Genomic DNA, 24080 nt, shown 5'->3' on the forward strand with positions numbered 1-24080 from the left:
ATGAGTTAGAGGGTGAATATGCCCTATATATTAGTGAGACGAGGATAACCACTCGTCTCACTTTTTGTTTCTTATAACATGTTAATCTAATTGATATCAATAATCGGTAGCAGGCATATATTCTGCAGCAGCATGTGTATTTTCATAGCCTTTGACCCCCATTTCAGGCATATCAAGTCCTTCAATTTCATCTTTTTCGCTAACTCGTAATCCTACTAATTTGTCGCATAGTTTAAAGAATGCATACATAACGGTAAAGACAAAAACGAAACAAACAATGCCGCCAATTAATTCAGCTAAAAATTGTTTAGGGTTGCCGTAAAATAATCCTCTTACATTTCCAGAAACTCCATTCCAGCCATCGCCATAAGTCCCATCGGCAAAAAGTCCTAGTGCTAATACTCCCCAAAAACCGTTAACACCATGGACAGCAACAGCTCCAACTGGGTCGTCAATTTTTAGTTTGTGGTCGAGGTAGAAAACAGAAATTACAACTAGGATTCCTGCGATAGCGCCAATCAATACAGCAATTGGGGCATTAACGAAAGCGCAAGGAGCAGTAATTGCAACTAAACCCGCTAGCATTCCATTAGCCATCATGCTTGGGTCTGGTTTCCCAAATCTTAACCACATAAATAGAGTAGCTGCAAATGCCCCACTTGCAGATGCTAGCATTGTATTTGTTGCAATAACACCTATTCTTAAATCATTTCCGGAAAGTGTTGAACCTGGGTTAAATCCAAACCAACCAAAAGCTAAAATGAATGTTCCAATGATTGCCATTGGTATATTATGCCCAGGGATAGCATTTGAAGAACCATCTTTGTTATATTTTCCAATCCTTGGCCCAAGAACGATTGCACCGGCCAAAGCTGCTACACCTCCAACTTCGTGTACTACAGAAGAACCTGCAAAATCAACATGACCGTGTCCTAGTCCGAAGTTAGCACCTAATTGAGCGAGCCAGCCGCCCCCCCAAACCCAATTCCCGAATAGTGGATAAACTACCATTGAGATAAAGAATCCGTAAATAATGAATGAAATAAATTTCCACCTTTCAGCCATTGCTCCTGTTGGTATGGTTGCTGTTGTATCCATAAATACCATTTGGAATAAAAATAAAGTAAATATTCCAACATCGTAAACTTGCGGGTTTAAGAAGAATCCTGTGAAACCAGCTAATCCAAAAGACTTTCCAAATAAAGTAATAGTTAGTTCATTTGTTAGACCTGGGGTCCCACCAAGATTTGCAATTCCACCAACTCCCCCAAACATTAGTGCAAAACCGCAAATCCAAAATCCTAAAACTCCAATACCATAAATAAGGAAGTTCATGCCCATTGTGTGAGCTACATTTTTTGCTCTTGTAAAACCAGTTTCAACCATTGCAAAGCCAGCTTGCATGAACATTACTAAGAAACCAGTAATTAGTGTCCACATAATGTTTGTAGCAATAATGTTGTGTCCAATTGCATTGCCAATTTCTTCAAGGGTAGGCTTTCCAGGTGTGGCCGCTGGTATATTTTTTATGTTACCTGTGTTAACACCGTTAGGATCGGCCTGTGAATAAATACTTTCTGGCATTGCTACAGTAAGAAGAGAAATTATTATAACAATGTAGAAAGCTGGACTATTAAATAATTTATTTTTCATAACTACTCCTATTATTTTATTATGATATAGTTTAGTTTTGATTTTGTTTATCTTGTATAAGATTGCTTACAAAAAGATGGAATGACTTTTAAATAATAATAGGTGAGGTGACCTGCGGTCTGCAATCAGTATCCTTTGAATTGTATATCAATGCTTTGGCTAAAAGTTTTGCTTTGTTTTTCCTTTGTAGATGAATTTTTTTCGATAAGTTTTTTTCTGAAGAATAATGAATATCTTCTATTATGTTCGTGAATTGGAGGCATTCTAAATTTTCCCATAATTTACATGAATCTTCAATTATAGAAGTGAGTTTTGAACTGCTCATAAGTGTTTGGTTAAAACAGTAAAAGATGAATTCAATTTCTAAAACCTGGTACTGCTTATTCTGCTTAATAAATTTTGTTAAGGGTTCTCTCTGAGATTTTAAAAAACTATTGTTTCCTAACTCTTGGCTTTCTTTACTAAAAGTGCAGCAGCTATTTGCTTGATTATGAAAATTTTTTGCTAAAATATTTTCTGCCTTGTTTGAACTCATTAACAAAAACAATAATATGTATATTAACTCGTATAACATTCTTATTTGCTTGTTGTGATAATAAGTTAGATAAGTAATCTATATTTAATAATAAAATAAGGCAAAAGAATAAATATACCTAAATAATTAAGTTTTCTTAACGCAATCATATAATAAAAATTTGCTTTTGTCAAGAGAAATTTTGATTTGTGAAGTGATGACTTGCTTTTTTAAATGCAATCTTAATTCTCACTTTTTTTTCATTAATTCTCATGTTTGAAAAGAAAACTTTAATATTTATTTAAGAGTTTTTGTCCACATTAAAAAATTTATTTTTATACAGAAATTTTGGATGTAGTTAAGTATCTTAAGTAAGCAAAGTTTTACTTTTTTGGCATGGTTCTTTTATCGTATAAAAAAGGTGTTTTGGCAAGTTAAAATGTTTTTACTAATTAAAACAAATATTATTATAAAATGCACTTAGTAAAAGAGGCTACAACCAAAAATTGTAGCCTTTTTTATTTTTAAAAGCGGAGGTGAAAAATGGCAAAAGTAAAAGGTGATATCATAATTGATATCGAAAAGTGTAAAGGTTGTGAGTTATGCACTGACGCTTGTCCACAAGAAACATTGGGGCTTTCATCAAAATTAAATTCAAAAGGTTATCATTATGTTGTTAAAGTAAAGGATAATTGTACAGGGTGCATTAACTGTGCTCTAGTTTGTCCTGAAGGTATAATTAAGGTATTTAGAAAAACGCTTAAAAAGATTGAATCAATGGCAGCGACTTCAAATGTCAATGATAATATAACATTTGCGGTGCGCCCATGAAAGAGTTAACATTGATGAAAGGCAATGAGGCATTAGCGGAAGCTGCAATTCGTTCAGGCTGCGATGCTTATTTTGGTTACCCAATTACTCCTCAATCTGAAGTTTTAGAATATTTGAGTTTGCATGCTGCAAAAAGAACCGGCATGGTAGTGCTTCAAGCTGAAAGTGAAGTAGCCGCAATCAATATGCTTTATGGTGCTGGCGGGACAGGCAAAAAAGTTATGACGAGTTCATCAAGCCCTGGCATTAGTTTGATGCAAGAGGGAATCTCGTATATAGCTTGTGCTGAAATTCCTTGTTTAATTGTTAATGTAGTTAGAGGTGGACCTGGACTTGGTACTATACAGCCTTCTCAAGGCGATTACTTTCAAGCGGTGAAGGGTGGTGGACATGGTGACTATAGGTTAATTGTATTGGCTCCTTCGACTGTCCAAGAAATGGTTGACTTTGTACCAAAAGCTTTTGATTTGGCATTCCGTTATAGGAATCCAGTCATGATTTTAGCCGATGGCGCACTTGGACAAATGATGGAAAAAGTTGAGTTGTTCGAGCCGATTCCACGCAAAACTAATATCGAACCGTGGGCTACGGTAGGTAAGCCGAAAACTCGACAAAGAAATATCCTGACTTCTTTACATATTGAACCAGATAAGATGGAACAGATAAATATTCATCTACAGAATAAATACAAAAAAATTCAACAAAACGAGGTTCAATATGAAAGTTATAAATGTGATGATGCCGAGATAATTCTAACGGCGTACGGATTAGTGGCAAGGATTTGTAAAAAAACAGCCGATATGGCTAGAGAAAAAGGAATTAAGGTAGGTGTCTTTAGACCAATAACATTATTTCCATTTCCGTATAATCAAATTCGAGAACTTGCTAATAAAGTTAAGGGAATTTTAGATGTTGAAATGAACGCTGGACAAATGATAGAAGATGTAAAACTTGCAATCGAAGGGAAGGTGCCTGTAGAGTTTCATGGCAGAATGGGTGGCGTAGTACCCACTCCAGATGAAATCCTTCTCAAAATTGAAGAAAAATTTGTAGGAGAACTTGTATGAATAACAATAAAGTTTCTGTTGAAGAAGAACATTACCAACAAATTATCGATGAAGAAAATATTTGCATTAAAGAAAACCTGGTTTATGAAAAACCTGCAACGTTATTAGACACGCCAATGCATTATTGCCCAGGCTGCGGTCATGGTGTTGCCCATAGACTTTTAGCAGAAGTAATTGATGAACTGGGAATTCAAGAAGATACTATAGGGGTTGCACCTGTTGGTTGTGCAGTTTTTGCTTATAATTATTTGGATATTGATATGCAGGAAGCCGCCCACGGTAGAGCTTCTGCAGTTGCTACAGGGATTAAAAGACTATTACCTGATAAATATGTTTTTTCTTATCAAGGTGATGGCGACCTGGCTGCAATAGGTACAGGAGAAACTATTCATACATGTAATCGCGGCGAGAATATATTAATTGTTTTTATAAATAATGGTATCTATGGAATGACTGGCGGACAGATGGCACCAACGACTTTAGTAGGTATGAAGTCTACTACTACACCATACGGTAGAGATACTAAAATAATGGGCAACCCACTAAAAATAACAGACCTTATTGCACAATTGCCCGGCGTTTATTATGCAACTCGCTGTGCTGTTAATACACCTAACAACGTTCGCAGAACAAAAAAGGCCTTGCTGAGAAGTTTTCAATATCAAAAAGAAAAAAAAGGTCTTTGCTTTGTCGAAATTGTTTCTAATTGTCCTTCTAATTGGAAAATGACCCCGTTGGAGTCAAATAAATGGCTTGAAGAAAATATGATTCCGTTTTATCCATTGGGTGACTTAAAATCCCCTGAAGGGAAATCTATTAAACCACAAAACGGAGAATAATTATGACTGAAGAAATTATTATTGCTGGATTTGGCGGACAGGGAGTTTTGTCTCTAGGACAAATATTATGTTATGCCGGCGTTATTGAAAATAAAGAAGTAAGCTGGATGCCTTCTTACGGACCAGAAATGCGGGGCGGAACAGCTAATTGTATTACTATTATCAGTGACCAAAAAATCAGCTCTCCAATTATATCTAAGTTCGACACTGTAATTGCATTAAATCAACCCTCACTGGATAAATTTGAAAGTGCAGTTAAGCCAAAGGGACTTTTAATTTATGAGTCGAGCACTATAATTAATTTACCTAAGAGAAAAGACATTGAGATATTACCAATAGAAGCGGCTAATGAAGCAACAAAACTTAAAAATAACAAGGTAATGAACATGATTATATTAGGTGCTTTCTTAAAAAGAAAACCAATTATAAAAGTAGAAAGCGCCTTAGAAGCATTAAAAAAAGTTCTTCCAGAAAGATATCATCACCTTCTTGCATTAAATGAACAAGCTCTAAGAAAGGGTATGGAACTTTCTGAATTGGTGGAAACAGCTGTCACAAGTTAATTGGATGTGATTGCTTTTATTTAATAAAAATCTATAAAAAAGCTCAAAAACGAGCTTTTTTATTATTGTTTAACTTGGTTAATTAATCGATATTAATTAACTTTGGCATTCAAAAAATCATAAAATTTTGGGAGTAAAATGGCAAAAAACGAAGGTATTATTGTCCAAGTTATTGGTCCAGTTGTAGATATTGATTTTGAGGATGGATATTTGCCTAGCATTTATAACGCTATTAAAATTCCAAGAAAAAACCTTGAAGGAGTAGATGAAGAACTAATTGTTGAAGTACAGCAGCATCTTGGCGAAAATCGAGTGCGTACGGTTGCTATGGATTCTACTGACGGATTAGTAAGAGGAATGAAAGCTATTGATACAGGCGAACCTATTTCAGTGCCTGTCGGTCCTGAAACTTTAGGTAGATTAATTAATGTTACCGGCGAAGGAATTGATGGTCTTGGTAAAATAGAGACAAAGAAAAGATATACTATCCATCGTCACGCTCCTAAATTCGAAAATCTAACTACTAAACAAGAAATTTTTGAAACCGGGATCAAAGTCATTGACCTTATTGAGCCTTATTCAAAAGGCGGCAAAACAGGATTATTCGGAGGTGCTGGTGTTGGTAAGACTGTTATAATACAAGAATTAATTCATAATATTGCTAAACAGCATGGCGGTTATTCGGTTTTTGCAGGGGTAGGGGAACGAACAAGAGAGGGAAATGACCTTTGGTTGGAAATGAAAGAGTCGGGAGTTTTAAGCAAAACCGCTTTAGTGTTTGGTCAGATGAATGAACCTCCTGGAGCAAGATTAAGAGTGGGATTAACTGGTTTGACTATTGCTGAATATTTTAGAGATGAAGAAGAACGAGATGTTTTGCTATTTATTGATAATATTTTCCGTTTTACTCAAGCTGGCTCCGAAGTTAGTGCTCTTCTTGGTAGAATGCCCTCTGCAGTCGGTTATCAACCCAATCTTGCAACTGAAATGGGAGAACTACAAGAAAGAATTACCTCAACTTCAAAAGGGTCAATTACTTCTGTACAAGCAATTTATGTCCCTGCAGATGATTTAACTGACCCAGCTCCTGCTACTGCATTTTCTCACCTGGATGCCACGACTGTCTTAAGTAGACGAATTTCTGAACTTGGGATATATCCAGCTGTTGACCCACTTGATTCTACTTCGAGAATTTTGCAGCCAGATATTGTAGGTGAAGAACATTATAGAGTTGCTACTCAAGTGAAAGAAGTTCTGCAAGCATATAAGGATTTGCAGGACATAATTAATATTCTTGGTATGGATGAACTTTCTGAGGAAGATAAAATTATTGTACGCCGAGCAAGAAGACTCGAAAGGTTTTTAAGCCAACCTTTTCATGTTGCTGAACAGTTCACGGGTTTTCCCGGAAAATATGTTAAACTAGAAGATACAATCAGAAGTTTTAAGGAAATTTTAGAAGGTAAGCACGATAATTTACCTGAACAAGCCTTTATGTACGTTGGAACTATTGAGGAAGCAGTTGAAAAGGCAAAAAAAATGCAATAACAAGTTAAGATAAAATAGAACTATAATGACAAAAGAAATTTCCCTTGAGATTGTTACCCCATCAAAAGTAGCTTATAAAGGTAAAGTGAAATCGGTTACTGTTCCAGGTACTCTTGGCAACTTCCAAGTACTTTTTAATCATGCCCCTTTACTAAGTTCGTTTGAAGTTGGTAAAATTGCTATAGAAGAGATAGATGGGAATAAAGTTGAATTTGCTACTTCTGGAGGTACTGTTGAAGTTCGTTCAAATGTTATTCTTATTTTAGCCGATAGTCTTGAACGAAAAGAAGAAATTGATGTAGAGCGTGCAGTGAAATCGTTGAAAAGAGCTAAACAAAGAATTGCAAATCGGAATAAAGAAAACATTGATTTTGTTAGAGCAGAAGCTTCATTAAAACGCGCTGTAAACAGATTAAAGTTTGTAGGGCACTATCCTGTTGATAGCAATTCATCACATGCAAATCATAACTTTTAATCGGTTGTTTTCTAATATAGCCTTTTCTAACAAGTACAAAGCCTACTTGAAGATTGTTGTTTATACTTGCTGAATTAATGAGACAAGCAAAAATTTAACCAAAATTTTCCTAATGGGAAATTTGAGTTCATTACTTTTTTATGATATAAAAAACCCCGAAGCCTTTTACAACTACGGGGCGATTAGATTGTTCGATAAATAAAAAAGTATTAGTATTATTTAACGGATGCAAATCTTTTTGCTACTTCATCCCAATTTACTACATTCCACCAAGCAGATATATATTCGGGTCTTCTGTTTTGATATTTTAAGTAGTAAGCATGTTCCCAAACATCCAATCCCATAATTGGGTAACCTTTTAGTTCAGATAGGTCCATTAAAGGATTATCTTGGTTAGGTGTAGAACCAATTTCAAGTTTACCATTATTGAAAACTAACCACGCCCAACCAGAGCCAAAACGAGAAGCAGCTGCAGCAGAGAATAATTCTTTGAATTTTTCAAACGAACCAAATGTACCATTAATTGCGTCTGCTAAAGCACCTGTTGGACTTCCACCTTTGTTTGGTCCCATTATTTCCCAAAACATGGAATGATTGTAATGTCCGCCGCCGTTATTTCTAACTGCAACCGGATACTTTGAAGCATTTTTAATTAGTTCGTCGAGACTTAGTTTTTCCATCTCCGTGCCTTCTACAGCTTTGTTTAAATTATTTACATACCCTGCATGATGTTTGTCATGATGTATTTCCATTGTTCTCGCATCAATATGCGGTTCTAAGGCATCAAAAGGATAAGGAAGTTTGGGTAATTCGAATTTTGCCATAACAGTTTTACTCCTATTTTTATTTGAGAAATTGATTTTTTTTGTAAACGCTTCCACTTTAGAAATACTGCCAATAAGTGGCATTACGCCTAAAGTGTACAAGAACTTTTTCCTGTCCATAAATTCTCCTTTCTATTTGACTAAACTCCAAATGACTCACCGCAGCCACAAGTTCTTTTTGCATTTGGATTATTGAAAATAAATCCTTTACCGTTGAGACCGTCACTAAAATCTAAGACGGTTCCTGTTAAGTAAAATAAACTTTTACCATCGACAAATAGCTTTAATCCGCTTTTTTCAATTATTGTATCACCTTCATTTTGTTGGTTATCAAAACCAAGTTGATACGTAAGGCCAGAGCAGCCGCCTCCTTTAACACTAATACGCAAACCATATTCCGCAGGTATGTTATTTTCTTCTTTTATGCGTAATACTTGCTTAATTGCCTTTTCAGTAATGTCAATCTCGGAAATATAAGTTTGTTCGCTCATTGTGAAACCTCCTTTACGTTGTCCGTTTCAAGCATTGTCGCTGCAGTATTGTTATTTTGTTCTATCATAAAGTTTATTTTCCAGGCATTAGGTGCTATGTTAACTAATTCACCATCTTTTTCTAAAGCAGCAGCAAATTCAATTGCTAATTTTTCGGCTTGAGGATATGTTAAATTTATTTCTTTTTTCTCCAAGTAGCTTTTAATTGCATATTGGATGTCACGTAAAAAAATATTTGAATTATAGAAAAGAGGGTATTTGGTCTTCATAAACTTGAAAAAAGCTTTTTTCTCATTTAGTAATAAGTTTAAATACTGCATTTTATTTTCTCCATTTATTGAATTAAGTCTTGCACAGTAGTGCTTTCAAAAAGCTCATTTAATCTATTCTGAATTTTCAGCATTGGATTTCGAATACAGCAATTCAATACCCGTTGACAATCTGCAGTCGTAGGTTTTTCAACCATACAATCTGTAAATTGAATTTTTTTATCGAGAATAGTTATTAGTTTGTTTAAAGAAATCATTTCTGGTGTTGCCTTTAAAATGTAGCCACCTTTAATTCCTTGATAAGACGAAATTATATTAGCTTTGGCTAATTTTTGCATAATCTTTGCTAACAAATCGTAAGGAATATTTTGATATTCGGATATTTCCGAAACGCTGGAGCAACTGTTACTTCCTTTTTCCGACATATATTTTAACGCAAATAATGCATATTCAACAGATTTTGCAATTTTCAGCATAAATACGACTTTTTTAGTCCGACTTAAATTAACAAAGCACAGAATGAAAAGCAAATATTGAAAGGGGTAAAGTTTAGCTATTGAGTAAAAATTACATAGTACAGCAAAATACAATATCTTACTGCTGTTTAAGTATCAGTTTAAATTTCTGGGATTACATGCCTAAAATAGTTATGCAGCTTTTTGCTAAAGCTACTAATGGTGTAAAATAAATCCCAAATACAAAAACGGGAATTAAAAGCACCAGTACAAGGATCGTATTGGGCTTCGAAGTTTTTACTTCAGGTATTGGCGTTTGGGGTTTTGTAAGGTACATGTGCTTTAACACTCTCACATAATAATAAAGAGAAACAACAGTGTTAAGGAGAGCAATAACAGCCAAGCCAATCATATTAGCGTCGACCAAAGCAACGAACAAATACAATTTTCCAATAAAACCAGCTGTAGGCGGTAAACCGGTTAATGAAATAAGAAATATAGCAAGCGAAGCTGCTAAGAAGGGTGAAGAGTATCCGAGGCCGTCATAGTCATCAATTTGTTCTGAGTTGATTTTATTTGCAATCAGCATTACGACAAGAAATGCACCAAGGTTCATCAGTAAATAAACTGCAAAATAAATTAGCATGGCAATTAAGCCTTGGTTAGAAAGAGTAGCTAGTCCTAGTAAAATATATCCTGCATGGGCAATACTAGAATAGGCAAGCATTCTTTTCAAATTATCTTGCCATAAAGCTGAAAAGTTACCAAGTGTCATAGTAAGTATTGATATAACCACAATTAAAGTTTTCCAATCGAAAACCTGAATTAGCTGCCAGAAACCTGATGTATCTATATATGATACGAATGTAGTTTTGACAAATCTAATTAATAGTGCAAAGCCGGCGGCTTTGCTGGCAACTGATAAAAATGCTGTAATAGTAATTGGTGCACCTTCGTAAACATCCGGCGTCCAAAAGTGGAAAGGTGCAGAGGAAATTTTATATCCAATCCCGGCAAAAATAAGTATAATTGCAAATGCAAAAGTGTATAAGTTTAGATGAGGTATTTGGATTAATGAATTAATCAAATACAGGTTCGTTGTACCTGTTAATCCATAAACTAAAGAAATGCCAAATAACATTAATCCTGAAGAAACAGCACCGTAAATCAAGTACTTAAGAGAAGCTTCGCTGTTTCTTTCTCTCAATTTGGTAAAACCAGCCAGTACGTAAGAAGATAAGGACAATAATTCGAGTGAAAGGTAAATTAGAATCAAATCAGTTGCAGAAATCATAAAAAGCATACCGAGCACCATCCCAAATATCAAAGCATAATATTCGCCAATTCGATCAAAAGTTTTTTTAATTTCATCTGAAGCGAAAGAAAAGAAAACAATAATAATAGAGGCGACAATGACAATTAATTTGAAAAAACTTCCGAATTGATCTATTGTAACCATACCATAATTTCTGTACGATTCACTATTAGGCGAGAAAGCAAATCCACTTAATGAAAATTGTTTAATTATAAAAAAGCTTGCTGCAATTAATCCAAGCAAAGCGATATAAGGTATAATTTTCTTATTATGCTTAAAGACCAAATCAAAGATTACTAAAACCACTAATGCAATTGACAAAGTCAATTCGGGTAAAATTAAATTCAATGAATGTGATAAGTTACTTAGTTCCATTCTGTATTATAATCCACCTAATGTTAAAGTGTGTATTCCGTTGTTTACTACATTAACTAAAGTATTTACTGAGGTATTCATAATATCCAACATAGCAGATGGGTAAACTCCCAAGAAAATAATGATAATTGTTAATGGTATAAACATTACATACTCTCTCGGTTCTAAGTCCGGCAGCGATGCCCATTTTTCATTAAGTTTACCTAAAAATACTCTTTGTAAGGTCCATAGCATATAACCTGCGCCCAATAGAATTCCGAGGGTTGAAATTATTGTTAGAATTCTTATAGAGTTTATACTAAAAGCTCCAATAAAAACAAGAGCTTCAGAGATAAAGCCGCTTAAACTTGGTAGACCAATTGCGGCAAAGAAAGCGACGGTAACAAAACCTGTATAAGCTGGCATTTGGACAGCTAAACCGCCAAAATCATCTAAGCCTCTTGTATGTGCACGGTCGTATACCACACCAACAATTAAGAAGAGCATGGCGGTAATTGTACCATGATTAAACATTTGTAGAACGGCACCATTTGTCCCAGTAGTTGTTAATGATGCCATGCCAAGCAAAACATAGCCCATATGTGAGATAGAAGAGTAAGCAATAAGTTTTTTGAAATCTTTTTGAGCCATTGCTACGAGAGCACCATAAATAATATTTATCATTCCAAAAAGTGCGATGTACCACATTAAGTCTCTCGTAATTTCTGGAAAAATTGGGTAGCTGACTCTTAGTATGCCGTATGTTCCCATTTTTAATAATACGCCCGCAAGAATTACACTAATAGGTGTAGGAGCTTCAACGTGAGCGTCGGGCAACCAAGTATGGAATGGGAACATAGGTATTTTAATTGCAAAGCCAACAAAAAGGGCAATGTATGCAATAAATCTTAAGTTATGTGGATTAATAGGGGAAAGAATTCCAGTTGCAGTATAATTTTTAGGATTCATTAGTTCCAATAAGTTAAATGTAAATACTTTAGTGCCATTGGCAAGAGTTTCTTGAGCACTAAAGTATAATCCAATCATTACTAACAAAATAAAAACACTTCCAAACAAAGTATAGATAAAGAACTTAATTGCAGCATATTCTTTTCGTGGACCGCCCCAGATACCAATCAAGAAATACATAGGCAGCAGCATTAATTCCCAAAAGATATAGAATAAGAAAAAGTCCAATGCTACGAAGACACCCATCATTCCAGTATCTAAGAGAAGGAACATTAAGAAATAGCCTTTAACAGCTTTTTCAATATTCCACGAAGAGATAGTAGCTATTAAGCTTATGATGGCAGTTAACAAGATTAACGGCATACTAATTCCATCTATACCGAGGAAATAATCAATTTTTACAGTACCTAACCAGGAAATACCACTAATTTCAATCCATCTAAACTTTTCAACGAATTGAAATGATTTTGCATCGAAAACTCCAGCTGCCGAATAGTTGTAATTTGCCAACAATATTACTGCCAAAAGTACTTGTATGGCTGTAATTATTAATGCAGTGTAACGGATTGGTCTATATTGATCTTTCGGCAAAAATAGAATAATGACCATTCCTAAGATTGGTAAAAATGTTATTAGTGTTAATATCGGAAATCCACTCATCATCAGTTACCTATTTTTATAAACTTTTAATTTGTTATCAAAACGGCTTAAAAATTAGCAGAAGTATAATTATTGAAAAAACTATAAAAACAATATATGTCTGCACTTTTCCTGTCTGCATTCTTTTGAATGATAATCCAATAAAACCGCTAAAAAAAGCTGAGAAGTTAACTAATCCGTCAACTACGTAAGTATCGAACAAGCCACTTAATTTAGAAGTTAACTTAGTCAAATAGCCAGCACCATTTACTATGCCATCGACAATAACGTTATCAATCCAGGCTAATATTTTACTCAAACCAATTGTACCAGCAACTGCTGTTGCATGGTATATTTCATCAAGATACCATTTATTAAGCGATAAATTGTATAAAGGTTTTAAGTTTTCAGCTAATTTATCTGCATCAATCTTTTTCCACTGATACATAGTATATGCTAAAAGGATGCCTAATCCAGCAAGGACAAGAGACAACAGCATAGTTGGAAAATGTGCCCAGTGCAGAGTTTCAGTGTATATTTCAGAATGAATAAATTCTTTGGCAGGTATGACGTGATTTCCTGCGGTTTCAATCATAAAGCTAAACTGTGAATTAGCTGGAGCTACAGTATGTGGTGTTTTAATCCATGATAAAAACCAGCCGGCCTCTGGAGATAAAGGATTTGGTGTATACCAAATAAATATTGACAGAACAGCCAAAACAACTAAGGGTGCTGCCATTACAAATTTTGATTCATGGGCGTGTTCATATTTTTCCAGGTTGCGCGGTTTACCATGAAATGTAATTATTACGAGTCGAAACATATAAAAAGCTGTCATCAGAGCGACAAGGAAACCGAAAGCAGGGATGAGCCAATGTCCTGTTAATTTACCAAATGCAAGAGTACCTGCCAGGATTCCATCTTTACTTAAAAATCCAGACGTCAGTGGAATTCCCGAAATTGCCAATGAAGAAATTAAAAAAGTAGCATAAGTCAATGGCATTTTTTTTCGTAAGCCGCCCATCTGGCGAATGTCTTGTTCATGATGCATAGCATGAATTACTGAGCCTGACCCCAAAAATAAATTTGCTTTAAAAAAAGCATGAGTAACAAGATGAAAGAAAGCAAATGCATAAGCTCCCACTCCAACTGACATTACCATATAACCAAGTTGACTGACAGTAGAATAAGCTAAAACTTTTTTAATATCATTTTGTGTGAGTGCTATAGTAGCAGAGATAAACGAAGTAAAAGCGCCGACTACTGCGATAGTTAGCATGGCATCGGCAGTTAGCATAACAAAAATTCTAACGAGCAGATAAACTCCAGCTGCAACCATTGTAGCCGCATGAATTAAAGCGCTGACGGGAGTAGGACCTTCCATTGCGTCGGGCAACCAAACGTGAAGAGGGAATTGAGCCGATTTTCCTACAGCTCCCATAAACACCAAAATACCTGCAGCTGTTAACCATGCTGTGCTATTAAATGGTAAATGACCTGAAGAAATTTGATTAAAAATTGTATCGAAAGTGAAAGTCTTGTAGTTGAAAAAAAGAATTAAAATGCCAATAAACATTCCTATATCACCAATTCGGTTGACAAGAAATGCTTTTTTAGCCGCATCCGAAGCTGATTTTTTTTCAAACCAAAAACCAATTAATAAGTATGAAGAAAGTCCAACTAATTCCCAAAAAATATACATCATCAAAAAATTATGGGTCAAAACAATGCCGAGCATTGAGAAGGTAAAAATTCCAAGGTAAGCGAAGTAACGATTGTATCTTTTATCGCCGTGCATGTATTCAACAGAAAATAAGTGAACAAGGAAGCTGATTATATAAACAACAAGCATCATTAATGCCGCAACATTATCTATTTTTATTCCAAGTTCTACAAAATAGCGAGTAGGTGAATTACTTGCTCCTATAGCAAACCATTGAAAAGCTGATATAATATTTTGGTCGTCGTAATAATTTAATTTAATGAAGCAGACAATAATAGAAATTAATAGTCCAATCCCAGTAATTGCGACTTCAAACCAATAGACTTTTGGAAATTTTTTGCCAGAAAAGAGAGTGATAGCAAATCCAGCAAGCGGAATAAAAAGTGAAATTACTGAAAGTAATATAATAGTATGTTCATTCATATTATTCTTTTAGGTTATCGATTTCATCAATATTTACATGAGTGAATGTTTTATATATGTTAAGAACAATAGCAAGAGCAATAGCAGCCTCGGCAGCAGCAAGTATAATTATAAACAATGCTATTATTTGTCCACCTAAACCAAAATTGCCGAACTTCGAGAAAGCGATAAAATTAATATTGGCCGAGTTTAGAATTAGTTCAACACCCATCAATACCATAATCGCATTTTTTCTTGTTACAATGGCATAAATGCCCATAGAAAATAGTATTGTGCTAACAATTAGAAAATGTGTTAATCCAACATGAAGGCTCATATAATTTCACTTTTATTTTTATTCTTGTTCTCTTCTTGCTATAGATGCAGCGCCAATTAAGACAATTAATAAGAGAATTCCAAGCAATTCAAAAATTAGTATATAGTCGTTTAATAGTAATTTCCCTAAGGCGGTTGTAGTTGTAACAGGTGTTTCAGAAGGTTGAGTTTTCCATTCAGTCCAAATCATAGCAGAGGATAAGAGTCCTAATATAATTCCAACTGCAATTGCACCTGGCAATACGTGGATTGAACCCGTTCTTATGTCAACATTTGTAATTTTATTTGTAAGCATAACGCCGAACAGAAGCAGGATTAAAATGCCGCCCACGTAAACAAGAATCTGAACAATTGCGATAAAATCTGCACCGAGCAGCACATAAATTCCAGCCACACCAAAGAAAGTGAACAACAAAGCAAAAGCAGAGTAGATAATATTTCTCGAGGAGACCACCACGAAACCGGAGCTTATTGTAATAGCTGCAAACAGATAAAAAATAATATCGTATAGACTCATTTATTATCACCTGTCTTTGGTTGTTCTGTCTTAGTTTTAGCTGCAGCAGTTTTTTGAGCTTCTTTTTCAGCCATATATTTTTCGTAATTTCTTTTCTTCTCTTCAGCTTCTTCTTCTGTTAGAGTAGCAAACTTATAAACAAGATTTTCTCTTTCATATTCGGAAAATTCATATACGTCTGTCATATAAATACATTCTGTTGGACAAGGGAATACGCACAATTGGCAATAACAGCACTTAGCGATATCAATATTAAATTTAGTTACCCACAAAGCTTTCTTTTTACCGTTAGAAGTTAAACCCAAATCTTCACCTGGTATTGATTTAACCGTTTCAATTTCAATACAATCTACTGGGCATGCACGTGCACATTGGTCGCAGCCGATACAGTCATCCATATTAACATACAATCTATTTCTTGCGCGTTCGGGTAAGTTAATTTTTACATCTGGATATTGGATAGTTACTGCCGGTACAAATAAATGCTTAAAGGTAACTTTCATTCCAACTAAGACTGTCCAGATTCCCTGCCATGTATCTTTAAGATATTGTTTCAATCCGCTCATGTTCTGCTCTAACGAAATAAAGTAATAAATCCAACAATAATTAAATTAACAAAAGAATAAGGTATTAAAAATTTCCAGCATAGGTGCATTAGTTGGTCTACACGGAGCCTTGGTAAAGTCCATCTTAGCCACATTTGAACGAAGACGAAAAAGATGCCTTTGCCTGTGAACCAGAAAACCTGCTCAATTGGTACAAGCCAGGGCAGCTTAAATGTATTTCCTAAATAGCCAAAAGGTGATTGATAGCCACCAAAAAATAGCAGGGTAATAATTGCTGAGACTGCGAACATATTTCCATATTCAGCAAGAAAGAACATTGCGAACTTCATTCCGCTGTATTCAGTGTGATAACCTGCTACCAGTTCTGATTCGGCTTCAGGAATGTCGAATGGCGTTCTGTTAACTTCTGCTAGTGTACTAATGTAAAGTATTGTAAATCCTACAATCATAAAAGGAATTAATAAGAATTTTGTAATTCCTGAGCCTGGACCTCCCAATATAAACCAGTTCCAAAAATAAGCTGTTTGCATTTGGCTGAATTTATCTAAGCTAAGAGTACCTGTAAGCATAACCATTGTTAGAATTACAATCGCGCTTGGAATTTCATAACTTACAATTTGAGCTGCAGACCGCATAGCACCAAGCAGAGCATATTTATTATTAGAAGCCCAACCGCCCATTAAAATACCAACTACAACAAAGCTTGATACAGCTATTACGTAGAAAATTCCCACTTCAGCATTGGAGCCTATATATTTGCTTGAGAATGGAATTGCTGCGAACGCAGCATAACTACCAGCAAAAACTAAAACTGGTGCAAGGTTAAAAAGCTTTTTGTCAGCTTCTGCGGGTATTATATCTTCCTTTTGGATAAGCTTTATAATATCAGCGATTGTTTGCAGTACTCCATGCCAGCCAACTCTCATTGGTCCAAGTCTATCCTGCATATGTGCAGAAACTTTTCTTTCGAGCCAAACTGCAAAGAGAGCAAAGGGTAGGATAAAGACAAACAAAGGCAGTGCAGCTGCTATAATCCATGCAACTACTTGATTTCCCAAGATGTTATATAAAATATCGTACATTTACCTGTCCACTTCTCCTAATACAATATCGATACTACCAAGAATTGCTACTACATCGGAGACTAAATGTCCTTTACATAGTTCACTTAATACAGAAAGGTTGACAAAAGAAGGGGCACGTACCTTTACTCTAAATGGATTTGTTGAGCCGTCGCTTATAATAAAATAACCAAGTTCACCACGTGGATTCTCAACTCTTCCATAAACCGTTCCTTTAGGGGGTTTTATTCTCTTAGGAATTGCAGCTTGTACGTCTCCCTCTGGGATTTGGTCGATAGCTTGTTCAATAATCCTTAAGCTTTGTTCCATTTCTTGAACTCGTACATAATAACGATCCCAGCAATCTCCAACAGTTCCCATTAATCCTTGTCCAACAGGAATATCAAAATCGAATCTGTCATAAATTGAATAAGGGTCATCTTTTCGCAAATCGAATTTTAAGCCGCTTCCTCTTAAGTTAGGTCCAGTTACTCCGTAGTTAATAGCAGTTTCTAAAGGCAAAACTCCGATGTTAGCAGTTCTTTCAATGAAAATTTTGTTATATGTTAGTAAGTCGTTAAGCTCCTTAATATTAGGTCGATAATAATTAACAAATTCTTTGGTCAATCTTATAAAATCCGGGTGTATATCGTGTGAAAGTCCGCCTACCCACATATAATTATAAAGTAAGCGAGCGCCACAAGTCATTTCAAAAAGACTTAATATTTTTTCGCGGTCACGGAATAAATAAAGGAAAGGAGTAAATGCACCGAGGTCTAAGCCGTAGGTTCCCAATGCCACCATGTGAGAAGCAATTCTTTGTAGTTCTCCCATTATTACTCTTATGTATTGAACTCTTTCTGGTACTTCTATACCAAGCAATTTTTCAACAGTAACAACGTAGCCGAAGTTATTATACATAGAAGCCAAATAATCCATCCTATCCGTATAGGGGATTACTTGGGGATAGGTCATTGCTTCAGCATGTTTTTCAAAGCAACGATGCAGGTAACCTATATGAGGCGTTACATTTTTTATTAATTCACCTTCGAGTTCTAATTCTAAGCGTAAAACTCCATGGGTGGAAGGATGCTGAGGACCCATGTTTAAAATCATATGTTCTGTTTTAAGTGCCATTTTGAGCTAAAAATTAAATCGCCATTTATCTATAAATTTACTGCAATCTTTTTTATGAACAACCATAATTAGAACAATTAAACTTTTATAAGGAACAAAAGGCAAAATCACCTAATAGGGTACTTTCATTCCCTGATAAAATTCCGGATTCTTATAATCTTTTCTTAATGGATGACCTGCCTCCCAATCATAAGGCATTAAAATTCTTCTTAAATCTGGGTGATGTAAAAATCTAATTCCAATTAAATCAAATGCCTCTCTTTCATGCCAGTCAGCTGTTTTCCAAACTGATTCGACAGATTCGACCTCAGGATTTTCTCTTGAGGTAGAGACTTTAAGAGTAATTTTATGTTTCAAAGGAATAGAATAAAGATGGTAGTAAACACTTAATGTTCCGCCTTTGATTGATTCTGTGCCGTCTTCATCTTTTACTCTTTCACCGTTTGCATCATCAACACCGGATAGGCACATTAGGCTGTCAAATTTTAACTCCTCGTTATCTCTTAAAAATAAAGCAACTTTATGAATTTGAAGCGGGTCAACCAAAACAATGGGTTCAACAGGTAAAGCTTTATCTAAAGTTAAAATAGCTTCGCCAAATTCTTTTTTCAGTAGTTCGTAAATTTCCTCAGGAGTTTTCATGCAGACTTTTTTCTTAACGATTCATTTCTAATTTTTTCTTGCAGTTTTAATAATCCTTCTAACAAAGCTTCGGGACGAGGTGGGCAGCCTGGAACGTACACATCAACAGGAATAACTCTATCTACACCTTTAAGCACATGATAGCCGTGTTCCCAGTAAGGACCGCCGCAATTTGAACAGCTCCCCATAGATATAATATACTTCGGGTCGGGCATCTGTTCATACAGCCTTTTAATTCTTAAAGCCATTTTTAAAGTAACAGTCCCTGAAATTATAATTGCATCAGCTTGTCTCGGCGTATTTCGGGGCATTACACCAAATCTATCGAAATCATAGTGTGAAGCTGAAGTTGCCATCATTTCAATTGCACAACATGCAAGACCGAAACCAAGCTGCCAAATCGAAGATAATCTTGCCCAGTTCATTAAATCTTCGACTTTGGCAATCACAATATTATCTTCTGAAAATTCTTTATCTAAAAGTCCCATCGTATTCTAATTTGATTCTAATTGAATATTAGTTTCTTTATTGTTGTCAGCCAGCTTTTTTAATTTAGGTGGAACTATTTTTGGTCGCGCCCATTCTAAATCTCCCTTACGCCACTCATAAGCCATTCCAAGTCCAAGAATTAGTAAAAATATTAATCCTGCCAAAAAACCATAAATACCATATTCCTTGTAACTTAATGCCCAGGGGAATAATAGTACTACTTCAACGTCGAAAATTAGAAAAATTAAAGCTACAACATAAAATCTAATATTAAACCTAACCCAAGGCGAACCTTTGGAGTCCTCTCCGCATTCATAAATTTTTAGTTTTTCAAAGGTCTTTCTATTTGGTCTGATTAATTTGGCGAACAAAATAGCTATAATTACAAAAATTATTGCTAATAATATGAAGACGAAGATTTTTCCGAATTCTGTAAGCATAAGACTGTAAAAAAAGTTGCGCTTAAAATAAAACTTGTTTGTCTTAATGTCAAGAAAAGTGGGGTGGTTATAAGTTGGAGTAACATTTTAAAAAATCAATCTGTTATTTTTACGAGAATCTCTGCTGAGTTTACAAAGTTTCTGTGTAATTAGTGCCTTGTTTTTAAGAATTTTACTTTTTAGTTAACACTTCGCAACTAAAAAATATTTTTGGGGGAGTGTCTTAAAGTTACATCTGTTTTCATTTTTGTGCGGTTATTTTTATTTGTAAATTTTCTCACTCTAAGGCAAACTGTTAATAGCTGAAGTCAAGTTTTTTCTAATGAAAAATTTGAGTTAAATTTTATTTTGGTTATTCATTTTTTAGTATATTTAATAAGATATGAAAATTAGGTTAACAATATTAATAATTTTTGTTCAGTTTGTTACGCATAGTAGTATACTACCGCAGAAATGGCTGAATGTTTTGGAGTCAAGTGGTCAAACAGTTTCGATTGATACTTCTAATTTGAAATTGGTCGATAACAAAATTTCAGTGCTATTCCGCACACATTACAAAGAGCCGCAAAAATTTTCTACTTTCAATGAAAAAGTAAGTATAGTTAAAACTCAAGTTCTTTTTAATGCTGAATCACAGAAATACACCGTAATAGGTAACTTATATTATGATCAAAAGTCAAAAATTTTGGGGGAATCAAATGTGCCTCTTTATGCTATATCTTCAACTAATTTTTCAGTGCCTATTAATAAGAATCCTTTGATGGCGCTTATTTACAATAAATGTTTAAGTTCTTTAAAAAGTTCTTTACCCAGAATTAATTTGAATACCGACTCGTTAAACATAATTGCAGAAAAGTATTTATCGTCAGATTCAACTTTATTTGTCACTCGTAGAGATACATTAACAAGCAGCGTAAAAGATACAGCAGAAGTTGCATCTACTAAGGAAGAATTATTACAAAACACAATTAGCGAGAATAAAGATAAGTTTAATAAAATTAATACATTAGATACATCTAATGATGCAGTAAATAAATTTAACAATCAAGAAATTCTAGCCAAAGACAAATACCAAACAGATTCAGTAATTGTTCCCACTTATACTGCAGCTCAACCAATCCAAGAAAATTATGATAGTAAGAATGAGAGTAACATTGAAGGCAATATTTTTACTGATGGTCGTTTGTATTGTTTTCAGGTATCATCATGGAGAAATCTTAGGAAAGCAGAGCAAGAAGTATCAAAATTAAAAAAGGAAGGTCATAACGCTTTTGTTGAAGAAGCAGAAATTCCTCATAGAGGCAAATGGTACAGAGTAAGGATTGGCTTTTTTCACTCGCTTAACGATGTACAGTTATATATCAAATCAATGAAAAAATAGCTGTACTGTTGTGCTTCGAGTTTATGCAAAGTAATACTCTATTTTATCATTGTTAATGGGATAGCGTTATTATTATTTTATTATTGAATTTAATTAGCTTCTAAATGTCAAATGAAGACAAAAGTTGTGATATTAATTTTATCTGCTATAGTTCTTATAATTTTTACAGCTTTGCTATTTAACAAAAGTAGTGTAAGTCAACATGGAAACCATTTAACAGCTGACTCAATTAAGTCGAAAGGAAGGGGGAATGAAACAATGAAGTACAAAGTTGTAAAGAGCGACGAAGAGTGGAAGAGGCAATTAACACCTGAACAATATCACGTGTTAAGAGAAAAAGGAACAGAACGCCCATTTAGCGGCAAGTACTATAAATTGAATGAAAAAGGTATTTATGTATGTGCAGCATGTGGAAATGAATTATTTGATTCCGACACAAAATTTGACGCTGGCTGTGGGTGGCCAAGTTATTTTAAGCCAATTAGTGATAATGCAGTTGTATATCAAAAAGATACGAGTTTTGGTATGATTCGTACGGAAGTTTTATGTGCAAAATGCGGCTCACATTTAGGTCATGTTTTTGACGATGGACCTGAGCCAACAGGTTTAAGATATTGTATCAATTCAGTCGCTTTAGAATTTGAAAAAACTGATACTGCTAAACAAACTAAGCAAGAAATTAAAAAATAATTTTATGTAATATCGTTAACACTGCTGTTTATTTCTCTTAATTATTTTTAATCTCTTCAGAAAAAAAATCTTTTACTAATTGAGCTTTGCTTTGTCCTATTATGCTGGCCAATCTTTCCTCGTCAGCAGTCTTTATCTCTTCTATGCTATTGAAGGCAGAAAGAAGTTTTTGCGCTAATTTAGGTCCAATTCCTTTTATTTGTGTTAATTCAGTCGTAAAAGTTCTTTTGTTTCTTCTTAAGCGATGGAATGTGATTGCAAAACGATGGGCTTCATCTCTAATGTGTTGCAGCAGTTTTAAGCTTGATGAAGTTTTAGGGATTGATTGAGGTTCGGGATGCTCAGGCAAATATACTTCTTCCAATCTTTTTGCTAATCCAATTATTTCGTAGTTTTTTAATCCCAGTTCGTTTAATGCTTTTATAGCAGTTGATAATTGTCCTTTGCCGCCGTCAACCATAATCAAATCGGGCATCTTTTGTTTTTCTTCAGTTAGCTTTAAGTATCTTCGAGTTATTACTTCATGCATACTGGCAAAATCATTTGGTCCGTCTACAGTTTTTATAATGAACTTACGATACAGACTTTTTTTAGGTTTAGCATCTTCAAAAACAACCATACTTGCTACGGAATCAGTACCTTGTAAGTTAGATATATCAAAGCATTCAATTTTTCTTGGCAGGTTTTTCAGGTGTAAATCTCTCTGTAAAGCAGATAACACATAAGGCACGCTGCCTTCCCTTTTCATTCTTTGAAGTTGTATTTCCTTCAGTTGAAGAATTGCATTTTGTTTACACATTGAAAGCAAGGACATAGCTTCGCTTTGTCTTTGAGGGATAACGAAACGACATTTTTTCACAGCTCTTTTATTCAGCCATTCGATTAAAGATTCGCTATCCAACGGCTCAGTTTCAATTACTATTTCTTGAGGCACTTCAACTAAGTCATTATAATAAAATTTTATTATTGCATAATAAATTTGGTTTAGCTCTTCATTTAATTCACATGAAAGATTTAGTTGTTTTTTCCCAACGAGCTTACCGTTACGAATGTTTAATATAGTAGCCGCTACATCTTTGCCTTCAAAAGCTGCGCTGATTATGTCTTTATCATTAAAATCGTTTGTTACAACTTTTTGTTTAGAAGAATAAATTTGCAATTGTTCTATTTTATCTCTCAACTCGGCAGCTTTTTCAAAATCCAGCCTTTCAGAAAATAATCCCATTTGAATTTTTAACTCGTCAATTAAATCATCTGTTTTGCCGCGCAAGACCTTTATTACTTGATTGACCATATCATTATATGATTTTTGCGAGACTAAACCTTCACAAGGTCCATCGCATTTTTTAATATGATAATCGAGGCATACTTTAAATTTCTTTTTCCTTATTGTTTCTTCATTTATATCATAATTGCAGCTTCTAATCTTAAAGATTTGGTTAATCATTCTTAAAGAGGATTTCATTTCTCGTACATTTGTATAGGGGCCGAAATATTTTGAGCCATCTTTTACTACTTCTCTTGTAGAAAAAATTCTTGGGAAGGGCTCGTTTGTAACTCGAATATAGGGGAACGATTTATCATCTTTTAAATTAACGTTATATCTTGGCTTGTATTCTTTAATAAGATTATTTTCTAAAACTAAAGCCTCTATTTCGTTATCTGTTACTATTAATTCAAAATCTTCAATTTTACTTACAAGTGCTGCGGTCTTAGGTGATTCAACTTTACTTTGGAAGTAACTTTTCACTCTATTTTTTAGGCTTTTAGCTTTACCGACATAAATTACCTTCCCTTTCTCGTTCTTAAAAAGATAAACCCCGGGCAAATGTGGGAGGTTGTCTAATTTATTTTGTATGATTTCGTTCATTAAACTCGTAAACAAAAAAT

General features: G+C 34.6%; 25 protein-coding genes. 8 read left to right on the forward strand and 17 right to left on the reverse strand.

What is annotated here, in order from left to right; genetic code table 11:
- Positions 1–96 precede the first annotated feature (96 nt).
- A complete protein-coding gene (locus ABRY23_08410; protein ID MFA3783070.1) occupies positions 97–1653 on the reverse strand; it encodes an ammonium transporter in 1557 nt (518 codons plus the stop codon).
- A 1057-nt stretch (positions 1654–2710) separates the two neighbouring features.
- Between ABRY23_08410 and ABRY23_08415 the strand changes: the two genes are divergently transcribed.
- The 6 genes from ABRY23_08415 (at position 2711) to atpC (ending at position 7490) form a co-directional block, all read left to right on the forward strand.
- Positions 2711–2998 carry a ferredoxin family protein gene (locus tag ABRY23_08415; protein ID MFA3783071.1) on the forward strand — a complete coding sequence of 96 codons (288 nt, stop codon included), beginning with the start codon at positions 2711–2713 and terminating at the stop codon, positions 2996–2998.
- Positions 2995–4065: a 3-methyl-2-oxobutanoate dehydrogenase subunit VorB gene (locus ABRY23_08420; protein ID MFA3783072.1), complete on the forward strand. Its 1071-nt coding sequence runs from the start codon at positions 2995–2997 to the stop codon at positions 4063–4065. The genes ABRY23_08415 and ABRY23_08420 overlap by 4 nt, the downstream gene beginning before the upstream one ends.
- Positions 4066–4109: 44 nt before the next feature.
- The gene (locus ABRY23_08425; protein ID MFA3783073.1) at positions 4110–4904 is read left to right on the forward strand and encodes a thiamine pyrophosphate-dependent enzyme; all 795 of its coding nucleotides are present in this window, start codon (positions 4110–4112) and stop codon (positions 4902–4904) included.
- A 2-nt stretch (positions 4905–4906) separates the two neighbouring features.
- A complete protein-coding gene (locus ABRY23_08430) occupies positions 4907–5467 on the forward strand; it encodes a 2-oxoacid:acceptor oxidoreductase family protein (GenBank protein ID MFA3783074.1) in 561 nt (186 codons plus the stop codon).
- A 138-nt stretch (positions 5468–5605) separates the two neighbouring features.
- A complete protein-coding gene (gene atpD / locus ABRY23_08435; GenBank protein MFA3783075.1) occupies positions 5606–7015 on the forward strand; it encodes a F0F1 ATP synthase subunit beta in 1410 nt (469 codons plus the stop codon).
- Positions 7016–7040: 25 nt separating this feature from the next.
- Positions 7041–7490, forward strand: coding sequence for an ATP synthase F1 subunit epsilon (gene atpC, locus ABRY23_08440; protein ID MFA3783076.1), 450 nt, complete (start codon positions 7041–7043; stop codon positions 7488–7490).
- Between the two features lie 215 nt (positions 7491–7705).
- On the opposite strand, the gene ABRY23_08445 is transcribed toward atpC, so the two are convergent.
- From ABRY23_08445 to ABRY23_08515, 15 genes are all read right to left on the reverse strand, one after another.
- On the reverse strand, positions 7706–8314 hold the full coding sequence (locus tag ABRY23_08445; protein ID MFA3783077.1) for a superoxide dismutase: 609 nt from the start codon (positions 8312–8314) through the stop codon (positions 7706–7708).
- A gap of 140 nt (positions 8315–8454) precedes the next feature.
- Positions 8455–8805 (reverse strand): iron-sulfur cluster insertion protein ErpA, encoded by a 351-nt coding sequence (gene erpA, locus ABRY23_08450; protein MFA3783078.1) that lies wholly within the window; start codon positions 8803–8805, stop codon positions 8455–8457.
- Positions 8802–9125 (reverse strand): hypothetical protein, encoded by a 324-nt coding sequence (locus ABRY23_08455; protein ID MFA3783079.1) that lies wholly within the window; start codon positions 9123–9125, stop codon positions 8802–8804. Before ABRY23_08455 ends, erpA begins: the two co-directional genes overlap by 4 nt.
- Positions 9126–9139: 14 nt before the next feature.
- The gene (locus tag ABRY23_08460) at positions 9140–9550 is read right to left on the reverse strand and encodes an Rrf2 family transcriptional regulator (GenBank protein ID MFA3783080.1); all 411 of its coding nucleotides are present in this window, start codon (positions 9548–9550) and stop codon (positions 9140–9142) included.
- A 154-nt stretch (positions 9551–9704) separates the two neighbouring features.
- Positions 9705–11219 carry an NADH-quinone oxidoreductase subunit N gene (locus ABRY23_08465; protein ID MFA3783081.1) on the reverse strand — a complete coding sequence of 505 codons (1515 nt, stop codon included), beginning with the start codon at positions 11217–11219 and terminating at the stop codon, positions 9705–9707.
- 6 nt (positions 11220–11225) lie between these two features.
- The gene (locus ABRY23_08470; protein ID MFA3783082.1) at positions 11226–12827 is read right to left on the reverse strand and encodes a NuoM family protein; all 1602 of its coding nucleotides are present in this window, start codon (positions 12825–12827) and stop codon (positions 11226–11228) included.
- A 37-nt stretch (positions 12828–12864) separates the two neighbouring features.
- Positions 12865–14952: an NADH-quinone oxidoreductase subunit L gene (nuoL, locus tag ABRY23_08475; GenBank protein MFA3783083.1), complete on the reverse strand. Its 2088-nt coding sequence runs from the start codon at positions 14950–14952 to the stop codon at positions 12865–12867.
- A gap of 1 nt (position 14953) precedes the next feature.
- Positions 14954–15268 (reverse strand): NADH-quinone oxidoreductase subunit NuoK, encoded by a 315-nt coding sequence (gene nuoK, locus ABRY23_08480; GenBank protein MFA3783084.1) that lies wholly within the window; start codon positions 15266–15268, stop codon positions 14954–14956.
- Positions 15269–15286: 18 nt separating this feature from the next.
- On the reverse strand, positions 15287–15784 hold the full coding sequence (locus ABRY23_08485) for an NADH-quinone oxidoreductase subunit J (GenBank protein MFA3783085.1): 498 nt from the start codon (positions 15782–15784) through the stop codon (positions 15287–15289).
- The gene (locus tag ABRY23_08490; GenBank protein MFA3783086.1) at positions 15781–16350 is read right to left on the reverse strand and encodes an NADH-quinone oxidoreductase subunit I; all 570 of its coding nucleotides are present in this window, start codon (positions 16348–16350) and stop codon (positions 15781–15783) included. Before ABRY23_08490 ends, ABRY23_08485 begins: the two co-directional genes overlap by 4 nt.
- Before the next feature lie 8 nt (positions 16351–16358).
- The gene (nuoH, locus tag ABRY23_08495; protein MFA3783087.1) at positions 16359–17432 is read right to left on the reverse strand and encodes an NADH-quinone oxidoreductase subunit NuoH; all 1074 of its coding nucleotides are present in this window, start codon (positions 17430–17432) and stop codon (positions 16359–16361) included.
- Entirely contained in the window at positions 17433–18548 is a 1116-nt protein-coding gene (locus tag ABRY23_08500; GenBank protein ID MFA3783088.1) for an NADH-quinone oxidoreductase subunit D, read from the reverse strand.
- Positions 18549–18659: 111 nt separating this feature from the next.
- Positions 18660–19190, reverse strand: coding sequence for an NADH-quinone oxidoreductase subunit C (locus ABRY23_08505; GenBank protein ID MFA3783089.1), 531 nt, complete (start codon positions 19188–19190; stop codon positions 18660–18662).
- Entirely contained in the window at positions 19187–19678 is a 492-nt protein-coding gene (gene nuoB, locus ABRY23_08510) for an NADH-quinone oxidoreductase subunit NuoB (GenBank protein MFA3783090.1), read from the reverse strand. Before nuoB ends, ABRY23_08505 begins: the two co-directional genes overlap by 4 nt.
- Positions 19679–19684: 6 nt before the next feature.
- A complete protein-coding gene (locus tag ABRY23_08515; GenBank protein MFA3783091.1) occupies positions 19685–20119 on the reverse strand; it encodes an NADH-quinone oxidoreductase subunit A in 435 nt (144 codons plus the stop codon).
- Positions 20120–20501: 382 nt separating this feature from the next.
- Here ABRY23_08515 and ABRY23_08520 point away from each other — a divergent pair, with 382 nt between their 5' ends.
- Entirely contained in the window at positions 20502–21500 is a 999-nt protein-coding gene (locus ABRY23_08520) for an SPOR domain-containing protein (protein ID MFA3783092.1), read from the forward strand.
- A 111-nt stretch (positions 21501–21611) separates the two neighbouring features.
- On the forward strand, positions 21612–22190 hold the full coding sequence (msrB, locus tag ABRY23_08525; protein ID MFA3783093.1) for a peptide-methionine (R)-S-oxide reductase MsrB: 579 nt from the start codon (positions 21612–21614) through the stop codon (positions 22188–22190).
- A 37-nt stretch (positions 22191–22227) separates the two neighbouring features.
- Here the strand turns inward: msrB and uvrC are convergent, their stop codons facing one another.
- Positions 22228–24060: an excinuclease ABC subunit UvrC gene (uvrC, locus tag ABRY23_08530; protein ID MFA3783094.1), complete on the reverse strand. Its 1833-nt coding sequence runs from the start codon at positions 24058–24060 to the stop codon at positions 22228–22230.
- Between the last annotated feature and the right edge of the window lie 20 nt (positions 24061–24080).

This window comes from Melioribacteraceae bacterium 4301-Me, from assembly GCA_041538185.1.
Lineage (GTDB): Bacteria > Bacteroidota > Ignavibacteria > Ignavibacteriales > Melioribacteraceae > Pyranulibacter > Pyranulibacter aquaticus.